The 9,622-nt window shown below is 43.7% G+C and carries 18 protein-coding genes; 17 read left to right on the top strand and 1 reads right to left on the bottom strand.

The window, feature by feature from the left end:
- From VZF35_RS03365 to VZF35_RS03345, 5 genes are read left to right on the top strand one after another with little or no spacing between them, the layout of a single operon-like run.
- Positions 1 to 459, top strand: a complete 459-nt coding sequence (locus VZF35_RS03365) for a hypothetical protein (protein ID WP_407310993.1) — start codon at positions 1 to 3, stop codon at positions 457 to 459.
- The gene (locus VZF35_RS03360; RefSeq protein ID WP_407310991.1) at positions 456 to 2,417 is read left to right on the top strand and encodes a hypothetical protein; all 1,962 of its coding nucleotides are present in this window, start codon (positions 456 to 458) and stop codon (positions 2,415 to 2,417) included. The genes VZF35_RS03365 and VZF35_RS03360 overlap by 4 nt, the downstream gene beginning before the upstream one ends.
- On the top strand, positions 2,418 to 2,654 hold the full coding sequence (locus VZF35_RS03355) for a hypothetical protein (RefSeq protein WP_407310989.1): 237 nt from the start codon (positions 2,418 to 2,420) through the stop codon (positions 2,652 to 2,654).
- Between the two features lies 1 nt (position 2,655).
- Positions 2,656 to 3,561, top strand: a complete 906-nt coding sequence (locus tag VZF35_RS03350) for a recombinase RecT (RefSeq protein ID WP_407310987.1) — start codon at positions 2,656 to 2,658, stop codon at positions 3,559 to 3,561.
- On the top strand, positions 3,530 to 4,276 hold the full coding sequence (locus VZF35_RS03345; RefSeq protein WP_407310985.1) for an MBL fold metallo-hydrolase: 747 nt from the start codon (positions 3,530 to 3,532) through the stop codon (positions 4,274 to 4,276). Before VZF35_RS03350 ends, VZF35_RS03345 begins: the two co-directional genes overlap by 32 nt.
- A 45-nt stretch (positions 4,277 to 4,321) precedes the next feature.
- Here the strand turns inward: VZF35_RS03345 and VZF35_RS03340 are convergent, their stop codons facing one another.
- Positions 4,322 to 4,489, bottom strand: coding sequence for a hypothetical protein (locus VZF35_RS03340; RefSeq protein WP_407310983.1), 168 nt, complete (start codon positions 4,487 to 4,489; stop codon positions 4,322 to 4,324).
- Positions 4,490 to 4,592: 103 nt separating this feature from the next.
- Here VZF35_RS03340 and VZF35_RS03335 point away from each other — a divergent pair, with 103 nt between their 5' ends.
- From VZF35_RS03335 to VZF35_RS03280, 12 genes are read left to right on the top strand one after another with little or no spacing between them, the layout of a single operon-like run.
- Positions 4,593 to 6,197, top strand: coding sequence for a DNA cytosine methyltransferase (locus VZF35_RS03335; RefSeq protein ID WP_407310981.1), 1,605 nt, complete (start codon positions 4,593 to 4,595; stop codon positions 6,195 to 6,197).
- A gap of 13 nt (positions 6,198 to 6,210) precedes the next feature.
- Complete coding sequence (locus VZF35_RS03330) at positions 6,211 to 6,966, top strand: hypothetical protein (protein WP_407310979.1); 756 nt, start codon at positions 6,211 to 6,213, stop codon at positions 6,964 to 6,966.
- The gene (locus tag VZF35_RS03325) at positions 6,858 to 7,193 is read left to right on the top strand and encodes a DnaD domain-containing protein (RefSeq protein WP_407310977.1); all 336 of its coding nucleotides are present in this window, start codon (positions 6,858 to 6,860) and stop codon (positions 7,191 to 7,193) included. Before VZF35_RS03330 ends, VZF35_RS03325 begins: the two co-directional genes overlap by 109 nt.
- Positions 7,194 to 7,215: 22 nt before the next feature.
- A complete protein-coding gene (locus tag VZF35_RS03320) occupies positions 7,216 to 7,386 on the top strand; it encodes a hypothetical protein (protein ID WP_407310975.1) in 171 nt (56 codons plus the stop codon).
- An 8-nt stretch (positions 7,387 to 7,394) separates the two neighbouring features.
- On the top strand, positions 7,395 to 7,736 hold the full coding sequence (locus VZF35_RS03315; protein ID WP_407314426.1) for a putative metallopeptidase: 342 nt from the start codon (positions 7,395 to 7,397) through the stop codon (positions 7,734 to 7,736).
- Complete coding sequence (locus tag VZF35_RS03310; RefSeq protein ID WP_407310973.1) at positions 7,733 to 8,071, top strand: hypothetical protein; 339 nt, start codon at positions 7,733 to 7,735, stop codon at positions 8,069 to 8,071. The genes VZF35_RS03315 and VZF35_RS03310 overlap by 4 nt, the downstream gene beginning before the upstream one ends.
- A gap of 13 nt (positions 8,072 to 8,084) precedes the next feature.
- Complete coding sequence (locus tag VZF35_RS03305) at positions 8,085 to 8,342, top strand: hypothetical protein (protein WP_407310971.1); 258 nt, start codon at positions 8,085 to 8,087, stop codon at positions 8,340 to 8,342.
- Positions 8,339 to 8,827: a hypothetical protein gene (locus VZF35_RS03300; RefSeq protein ID WP_407310969.1), complete on the top strand. Its 489-nt coding sequence runs from the start codon at positions 8,339 to 8,341 to the stop codon at positions 8,825 to 8,827. Before VZF35_RS03305 ends, VZF35_RS03300 begins: the two co-directional genes overlap by 4 nt.
- Complete coding sequence (locus VZF35_RS03295) at positions 8,805 to 9,026, top strand: hypothetical protein (RefSeq protein ID WP_407310967.1); 222 nt, start codon at positions 8,805 to 8,807, stop codon at positions 9,024 to 9,026. Before VZF35_RS03300 ends, VZF35_RS03295 begins: the two co-directional genes overlap by 23 nt.
- Positions 9,023 to 9,268: a hypothetical protein gene (locus VZF35_RS03290; protein WP_407310965.1), complete on the top strand. Its 246-nt coding sequence runs from the start codon at positions 9,023 to 9,025 to the stop codon at positions 9,266 to 9,268. Before VZF35_RS03295 ends, VZF35_RS03290 begins: the two co-directional genes overlap by 4 nt.
- The gene (locus VZF35_RS03285) at positions 9,252 to 9,389 is read left to right on the top strand and encodes a hypothetical protein (protein WP_407310963.1); all 138 of its coding nucleotides are present in this window, start codon (positions 9,252 to 9,254) and stop codon (positions 9,387 to 9,389) included. Before VZF35_RS03290 ends, VZF35_RS03285 begins: the two co-directional genes overlap by 17 nt.
- Positions 9,390 to 9,590, top strand: coding sequence for a hypothetical protein (locus tag VZF35_RS03280; RefSeq protein WP_407310961.1), 201 nt, complete (start codon positions 9,390 to 9,392; stop codon positions 9,588 to 9,590). It abuts the gene before it with no gap.
- Positions 9,591 to 9,622 lie beyond the last annotated feature (32 nt).

Here is a 9,622-nt window from a genome sequence, read left to right as displayed (position 1 = left end):
TTGGACCTTAAGCAGCGATTTATCGAACTGGCGAAAGAATGTGGAAGAAACAGCCTATATCCTTATGTAGTCGGAAATATCAAAGGCATAGTTATGGATTCATCTTGGAATTCCGATCAAAAAATTCAAGAGATCAAAGAAACTCTCATTTACCTTAATCAAGTTTTGAATGATGATTCCTTACCCTGGGACAACAAAAAGGCCTCTGCGCCAACAGAGACCGTTAGAGAAGATGCTCGCTTAAATTGTATCATGGATCTCTCGAAAATAGAACCGCTGGTAGAATTCCCATTGATCGAACTCGGCCCAATGTGCAACAAATGCCAATGCTTTAAATGCAACTATCTTGGAACTTGCCACATTTTACTACCTTCCAATTTGCATAGCTGTCGGAGCGTATGCAAAGGGTATTTGGCTCCTATGAGTAATTGTGAATACGCTAAGGAGAATGATCAATGAATGAAATTAGACTCTCCAAGATGGAGCTCAGAAATTTCAAAGGGATCAAGGAATTTACTCTAAATATTAACGGCCTTAACGCATCTATATTCGGTGAAAACGGAAAGGGAAAAACAACTCTATACGATGCTTTCCTTTGGGTTTTGTTTGGGAAAGATAGCACCAATCGAGCTGATTTTTCAGTTAAACCCCAGGACTCAACCGGCAACGATATTCACTATTTAGAAACAGATGTCACGCTTGAGTTTTTAATCAATGGACAATCAAAGATGCTGAGAAAAATGCTCAAGGAAAAATGGACTAGAAAGCGAGGTACCGCAACGGAAGAATTCACTGGCCATGAAACGAGCTATTGGGTTGATACTGTGCCGGTTAAAGCCAAGGAGTATGCGGATGTTATTGGCTCAATTATCAACGAGACGGCCTTCAAGCTCCTGACCAATCCGTTTTATTTCTGCACTCAGTTATCTTGGCAGGACCGACGCAAAACACTCATGGAGATCTGCGGGGATGTCTCGGATGCTGACGTAATAGCCTCTGATAAAAGCCTTTCTGAACTTGCGAACATCCTAAATGGCAAATCGATCAATGATCAAAGGAAGATCATTACTGAAAAGATCAAGATGCTTAATTCCCAAATTGAAGAGATACCAGTCAAAATCAACGAGCTTTCCAGGACCGTACTTGGTGAGGAAATAAATTATTCCGTGGTCGAAGCTGGACTTAGAGAACATAAAGCGAACCTTAAGAAGATTGAGCAAAGCATGATGAATGCCAGTCAAATAACTTCAGTTTACCGACAGAAACAGCAGGAAGTTTTTAAGTTGAGTTCTGCGATCGATAATCGGAAGAAGGAACTGGATGCCGAGTCTGGGGCAGGATCAAAGCGACTCACCGATGAAAAGGCGAAGCTTGAAAACGAGAAATATCGTTTGGACATTGATGCTAAAACAATCCCTTTGAGGATCAAAGACAAGGAATCCTTGATCTCAGAGAACGAGAAAAATCTCGTAAGTTTGCGTCAAGCATGGATTAGCGAGAACGAGAAGCAATTCGTTGAGCCGGATCAGGAACTATTTATTTGTCCGACCTGTAAACAGTCTTTACCTCAGGATAAAAAAGACGAGCAGATTGATCAAATGAGAAGGAACTTTGAACAAGCCAAAACTCAAGCCATGGACAAGGCGAGAACCAGGGGGCATAAATTGGGAGCTGAGCAAAAGGCAATCGCTGATGAGCTTGAAGTCCTAAAGAATGACCTCATCAACAATGATTTAAATACCTCTTTGATTAATGAGCGCTTAAATGAACTCAACAAAGAGATCGATGCCGAGCAAAAGCGTTCCTGCGGTGCTAATTACGAGGCTGACGAAAAATACATGAAGCTTCTTTCCCAATTGCAGTCTCTTCAGGAAGAACTCAATAAACCAATTGAGGAAACTACATCGGAATTAATTCAACAGAAAACCCAAGTGACGGAGCAAATAGAAACCCTAAACCGTCTACTTAATACCCGCGATGTGGCGATAAAAACCAAGGCTAGGATGGAAGAACTCAAAGAAGAGGAGAAAACCCTCGCAGGCCAGCTTAGCGAGTTTGAAAAGCAACGTTACCTAATCGAGCAATTCATTGTTGCTAAGGTTAACCTCCTGGAGGGGAACATCAACAGCCGGTTCAAAATCGTTAAGTGGAAGCTCTTTGATGTTCAAATCAATGGCGGAGTTTCGGAGTGTTGCGAGGCCATGGTCGATGGCGTGACTTATCCTAATGTGAACCATGCGGGGAAGGTTAATGCCGGACTCGATATTATTAACGTCTTAGCTGGTCATTATGGATGCACAGCTCCGATATGGATTGACTTCAGAGAGTCGGTTTCTAGGATTATTGATACTCAGAGCCAAGTTATCAACTTGATTAAGAGCGAACCGGATAAGACCTTGAGGGTGGAGGTTGGTTAAATGAGCAAGTTACCGGATAATCCAACTGCTGGGCAGGTTAAGGATTTTCTCTTGGAGGTAATGGATGCCGCCGATGATAGAGCTTCGAAAATCAACCCTAGTTTTACCAAGGAACAAATATGGAATGCGTTTATGAGTAGCGTGTTCAACAAAGATGAAGATAAGTCATACATGGAACATCAGGGCAAGGCTTCAATGGCAGTGAAAAATATGAATAGAGAATTCGGAGGTATTTAAAATGGCAAATGATCTTATGGCGGTAAAAGAGGAAACCTTAACCACGGTGGAAACCAAAATCAAAGAAATGCAGGAGAATGGAGGAATCAACCTCCCTGCAAATTATAGCGCGTCAAATGCCCTACAAAGCGCATGGCTGATTCTTCAAGAGACTAAGGACAGAAACGATAAACCAGCCCTTGAAGTATGTACCCGGTCGAGTATTGCAAACGCCCTATTAGACACCGTAATTCAGGGGCTTTCTCCTGCCAAGAAGCAAGTTTACTATATCGTTTACGGCTCAAAACTTACTGCAATGCGTTCATATTTCGGGACTATGGCAGTGACAAAAAGGTTAGAAAGCGTCGAGGACATTTTCGCCCAAGTTGTGTATGAGGGTGATGAATTCGAATTCGAAATCAATGGCGGGACCAAGAGAGTTACCAAGCATAAGCAAACATTAGCTAGTATGGACTCCTCGAAAATCGTCGCTGCATATTGCACGATTTTCCACGACGGAGGGCAAGAATTCACCGAAATTATCACGAAAAAGCAAATTGATATGGCTTGGTCGAAAACGAAAATGAAGGTAAATAACGTCCAGAAGGAATTCCCCGAGGACATGGCCAAACGGACGGTTATCAATAAGACCTGCAAAATGTACGCTAATACCTCTGATGATAGCGACCTTCTGGTTGGATCCTTTAATAACATGGCTGAGGATTTTGACAAAGAGGAAGAAGCCGCAGAGGAGATTAAGGCTAATGCCAATGGCAACGTGGTTGATATTCAAGCTGAAGATGTAGGGGAGTCAGAAAAACCGACCCTGGCGTGGATGGAAAAAGGGGCCGGAGAAGAAAGATCCAGATCCAGTCACAGAGCCGGACTTTTAAGCCATGAAACTAAAAGTTATTGGCTCATCGAGTAAGGGGAATTCTTACATCTTGGAAGCACAAACAGGGAGCCTCCTGCTAGATGCAGGGGTTCCCTTCAAGGAAATACAGAAGGCTTTGTATTTTAACCTTTCAAACGTAGTCGGATGCCTAGTAACCCACGAACACAAGGACCATTCTAAGGCTGTAGATAACCTTATGAGGTCCGGAGTAAATTGTCATATGAGCATTGGTACGGCAGAAAAAATAGGGGCTCTTTTACACCATCGATGCCTAAGTATGCCATCGTTTATGCCGCAGTTTAATATTGGCGATTTCATAGTCAAGCCGTTTAGTGTAGAGCATGACGCAGCCGAACCCCTCGGGTACCTAATTCAGTATCGACCTACTGGTGAAAAACTTCTCTTTGCCACTGACACCTATTTCATACGTAACAGGTTTAATAGGCTCAATTACATCATGGTTGAATGCAATTACTGCCGCAACATCCTTGAGGAAAACATCGAGGCAGGTCTGATCCCCGAGTCACTTAAGAACCGGCTACTTGAGAGTCATTTCAGCCTAGACAACGTGAAGGGTTTTCTTGAGGCCAATGATCTAACGCAAGTCAGGAAAATCGTTTTAATTCATCTGAGTGAAGGCAATTCAGATGCCGCCAGAATGGTCAGAGAGATTAAAGACTTGACCATAAAGGATGTCGAGGTTGCAGAGCCTGCAAAGGTTATTGATTTAGAAATGTGTCCCTTTTAAAAAAGTAAGTAGGACAGCCAAGGCCGTCCCGATAACCAGAGGTGGCTAATATTTGATATTTTCAAGTTTATTTGTGACATGTTTTATTTCTTCAACTGGGGCATCCCCGAATCTTTCAGGGATTGTCATTGGCGGATCTAAGGCTATTAAGTCTAATTTGACAATATGTGTTGAGTTTGCAACTTTTTCCTTTTGATTATTTGATTTCTCCATGTGTTTATCTCCTTTATGTTTGATCAGATTTAGTTTCTTCAAAGGGCAGAATTCTAAAACGTTAATTTATACCATCGAAATTTAATAGAGAGGAGCTAAAGTCATGGAGAAGATGCTCCTAGATAAGAGAGAGTTAATAGTGGATTCCTTCGCAGGAGGCGGTGGAGCGAGCACAGGAATTGAAATGGCTATCGGTCGTTCGGTAGATATTGCAATTAACCATGATCCTGCTGCTATAGCCATGCACAAGGTTAATCATCCTGACACCTTGCATTACTGTGAATCCGTTTGGGAAGTTGATCCGAGAAAGGTGACAAATGGTCGCCCTGTAGCCTTGGTTTGGTTTAGTCCTGATTGCAAGCACTTTAGCAAGGCTAAGGGCGGAAAGCCTGTTGATAAAAATATCCGAGGTCTGGCGTGGGTAGCAATTCGATGGGCGGCAACAGTTAAGCCCCGGGTGATTATGCTTGAAAACGTCGAAGAGTTCAAAACTTGGGGCCCACTACTCGTAAATGGAAAGCCAGATCCCAAACAAAAAGGGCGGACCTTTAAAGCCTTTGTTCATGCGTTAGAACGTCAAGGTTATCAAGTTGAATGGCGAGAGTTAAGGGCCTGCGATTATGGAGCTCCGACAATTCGAAAACGTTTTTTCCTTATTGCGAGGTGTGATGGACAAGAAATAGTTTGGCCTGAACCAACCCACGGAGACTTGAAGAGCTCTGAAGTGAAGTCCGGGAAATTGAAACCTTGGAGGACTGCAGCAGAGATTATCAATTGGTCTTTACCTTGCCCGAGCATCTTTGACACAAAGGAAGAAATCAAAGCTAAACACGGTATTAATTCGGTCAGGCCGCTTGCAGACAACACATTATGTAGGGTTGCCAAGGGTACGGATAGTTTTGTAATTAAAAATGCCAAGCCGTTTATTATGCAGGCTTTTGGCGGCGGTTATAAAGGATCAGGATCTGATATAGATAAACCACTTCCGACAGTAACGGCGATTGATCACAACTGGCTAGTTGCTCCTTTTTTGGCTCAATACCATAGCTATGATGGTGACGGAGCTAGGGGACAGATAATAGACCGACCATTGTTAACAATTGATACAAACCCAAGGTATGCGCTCACAGCGACTTTTATCTCAAAGTATTACGGGACTGGCGATGGCAGTAAGCTGAAAGATCCACTGCACACAATAACCACAAAAGATCGAAATGCATTAATTGAAACACACCTGTGTATATTGCGCAACCACATGGATTGCAAGGACTTAAAGGAGCCTTTGTCTACTGTAACAACAAGTCCTGGGCATTTTGCAAAAGTCAAAACAGTATTAACGAAGATTTCTAGTAATCAAGACTTGGGGCACTGGCCGGAAGTCAGGGAAATGCTTAATAAATATTGCGGCTATAACATTTCTGATGACGAAATCCTGCTATTGGAAATCAATAAAGAATTGTATTTCATATCAGATATCGGCATGAGAATGCTCGAACCAAGAGAGTTATTCAATGCTCAAAGCTTCCCGGAAAACTACATTATCGACCGGGATTATTATGGGAAATCTTACCCAAAATCTGCGCAAGTTGCTAGGTGCGGAAATGCAGTACCGCCGATAATGCCTAAGGCTATGACAATGGCTAACCTGCCTGAGTTATGCGGCATGAAGAAGCCAATAGAAAAGAAAATGCAAATGTCACTGTTCTAAAGGAGATGGCAAAATGGCTTGGATCGAGAGCAATCAAGAGCTAGGTAGGCACCCAAAAACTAAAAAGCTTGCTAGACTGTTAGGAATTTCTGCAGTTACAGCCGTTGGCCATCTCCATTTTCTTTGGTGGTGGGCTCTAGATTATATACAAGACGGGCTTCTTAGTAAATACGATGAATTCGATATAGCGGAAGCTTGTATGTGGGAGGGTGACGAAAAATTCTTTGTTAATGCTCTCGTTAAGGCCAGATTTATTGATGAGACAGAGAATGGCTTAGTCATCCATGATTGGCTCGACTATGCTGGCAGAATAGTTACTCAGCGAGAAATAACTAAAAACAAGACTAAGGAGCGAGTTCGAAAATACAGGGAAAAGGTTGGTAAAACGAGTAACGCCGATGTAACGCGTTACAGTAACGATGGTAACGCTGATGAAACGCCTTGTAACGCTCCTACCGTACCCAACCCTACCGTACCCAACACAACCAACAGTACAGTACCTAACAACAATAACAACAACGCGCGCGAGGAAATTGAGCAAAGCCTCTCCGAATCCGAGGAAATCGTATCCGAAACAGCGCAAGACGTATCCAACTTGGGTGAAACTGTATCCAAGAACGAAGAAGATCACCCCATGGACATCGGAACCCAAGCAATTAAGTGGACCGAAAAAACTGGGGAATACCGATTCCCGAGGGCACAGCTAATAATATCCTTGCCTGGTGTGATGAATTTTCAACTCGTGGAAGTCCAGATCCTGATGGTTTAGTCATTGAAGCACTTAAGCGCTGCCTGGATGCTAATGCAAGAAATATGAACTATTTGCGAGCAGTTCTTACGGATTGGCGAGACCATGGAATCATAACCATTGATCACATTCAAGCCAGAGAACTTGAACGTAAAAGCCAAAAAGAGCACAAGCGAAATAAAGATCCCGGAGATAAGCCGCCAAGACCACCTTTGGGAAAAGGAAAGTACGATAATTTTTATCTTTGATTAACTGATAGGAGGGAATGAGATGGGTTACGAAAAATCGCCACGAATTCGCGATATAGCAGAACAACTAATTAACGACCATCACCCGCATCTTAAGGACGCTAAGGAACTTGTAGAGTATTACACCCGAGATGACGGGGGGTGGATTGGGCCGGTAAATGTAAAAAGTGCTCAAGCTTTGAGCGATTTTTGACCGAGAAGATGTTTCACATCTTTATCATAGAACCTGCTTTCGAGGGCTGGCCGATGGAAAAGCTTGAAGCCCTTGTCGACCACGAGCTTTGCCATATCCAGCGTAATGTTGGAATGGTAATTACCGATCCGAACACCGGCAGAATCCTCAAAAAGGAATGGGCCGATAAAGACGATCCTGACAGCTGGCATATTCGAGAGCATGACGTCGAAGAGTTCTCGGATATCATCCACCGGCATGGGTTATGGGAGCATGGAATAGAGAAATTTGCAGAGGCCGTCAGAAATGCCGATTATCAAATGAGCATTTATGATGCCGAGCAGGAAAGCGAAATGAGGAAAGCGCAGTGACAAACAGCCGCGAAAAAGGAGCAGCTGGTGAGCGTGAGTTCGCCCGCTTCTGCCGGGACCAAGGATACAACTGCAGGCGCGGTCAACAGTTCAGCGGACTTGAAGGGGAAGATGTCGTTGGCCTTCCTGGTATCCATATTGAGTGTAAGAGAGTGGAGAAACTTAACATCGAAGAAGCCATGGTGCAAAGTCGTAGGGACGCCAAAGAAGGTGAAATGCCAATTGTGGCTTTCCGTCGAAATCGAGAAAACTGGAAAATCTGCATGGATGCCGAAGATTGGTTTAAGGTTTTTCGTGAGTGGGAAGCTGGCCAGGATTTAGCAAGGAGGGAGTAGGTGACGAGACAAGATGGCTCACATTGAAACTTGGCATAGATGCCCTGTTTGCAACCAGGCATACAATAATCAGGGAAAGGCTGTCAAATGCAGGAATAACCACCCCATCAAAGCTGAAAGCTGGGCTGTCGGAAAAGATGGGAAAGCAGTACGAATCCTTGATCGCTGTACCTTTAATGGGAGAGGTGGAGTTAACTGGGCCTTGCAAGAGGCCGATTTGAGCGACGATATCAAGATGCGGACGAAGCAACTTGAGGAGGGAAATCGATGAAAGCTCTGAATGCTAAGATAATCCTTAAAGCCCTAAGAGAAAGACATCCGGAAAAAGAATGGGCGTTTTTCGAAGAACTGCGGGCCGGAACCGGGTACCGAAATGTCGAGAAGGGCATTAACCCCGAACAGCGTTTTGATGCCTGGGCCATCAACCTTTACCCAAGCAAAAAATTCCTGCGAATAGTCTATGAAATTAAGGTAAGTCGTAGCGACTTCCTGCATGAACTAAAGAACCCGGAAAAGCGAAGCCAAGCCTTACAAATGTCTAATTGTTTTTATTTCGTGACTCCGGCAGGATTGATTAAACCCGAGGAATTACCGCCAGAAGTTGGGCTTATTGAGGTCAAAAACGAAAATGAAAGCCGAGTTAAGGTTCAGGCGCCCTTTAGGGAAGACACGGAGCCAACATGGCAATTCCTTGCCTCGATAGCCAGGAGAATTCAAAGGGAGGAGATAGATCATGAAAGCACTTGTAGTACTTAACGGCCAATATTACGCAGGCAAAAATGATCAGGATAACAAGCTCATTTTTGAGTTGGAAAGGGCCAAGGCAGTGCCGGTTGACGATGAGGGCTTAAAATTTATCGTCCAGACAGTTGCTGAATGGGTCGTAGATAATGAGATTGAGCTAAAACGGCTCGAAATACTCAGGAAAAAGTCCCAAAGTAAGGTGACATCATGAAAGCCTACGGAACCGTGGCGACATCCAAGCTCATGCAGACTAAGGATGTGCCTGCAGCAGGGCCAGTAAAGAATTACCGTCTTGAAGAGGAGTTTGAAACAAAGATCACCAGGAATCTGCAAGCTTTGATTAGGTTAGGCAAACCGCAAATGGAAGTTGAAGCAGGGGCCAAGCGTGAGGCGATACAGCAAATTATTATTGCGTGTGTAAAGGAGTTGGATAAGGATGTGCGATTGCCGTAAATGCAAAGGGAAAGCCAAAGTAGAAGCTTGCCAATGTGATAAATGCAAAGAAAAGAAAACATGCGGTTATGCCAAGATAGATGATTGTCGATGGGTACGGATCGGAGGGAAGAAAGCTTAAATGTTAATGCTTATTATTGAACTAAAGGGGGCACAAACGGAAACGTTCTGCAGCATGACTTCTGGTATTGCAGCTTGCGATAAATTAAGCAAGGATCAGGAAAGATGCCTGATGTTCAAACAAAAATTGAAATATGACTGGGACGCTCATGCCTACAAGAGATGTGATCAGTGTAAACGGGTGGAGGTTAAAGATACTTAGTCTTTGTGGGAAGTGAGCTAATTCGAAAGGGG

It is taken from the genome of Desulfosporosinus paludis, from assembly GCF_045689965.1.
Lineage (GTDB): Bacteria > Bacillota > Desulfitobacteriia > Desulfitobacteriales > Desulfitobacteriaceae > Desulfosporosinus > Desulfosporosinus paludis.
The sequence above is the reverse complement of the archived record's forward strand: the minus strand, read 5'-3'. Positions and strand labels throughout refer to the sequence as shown.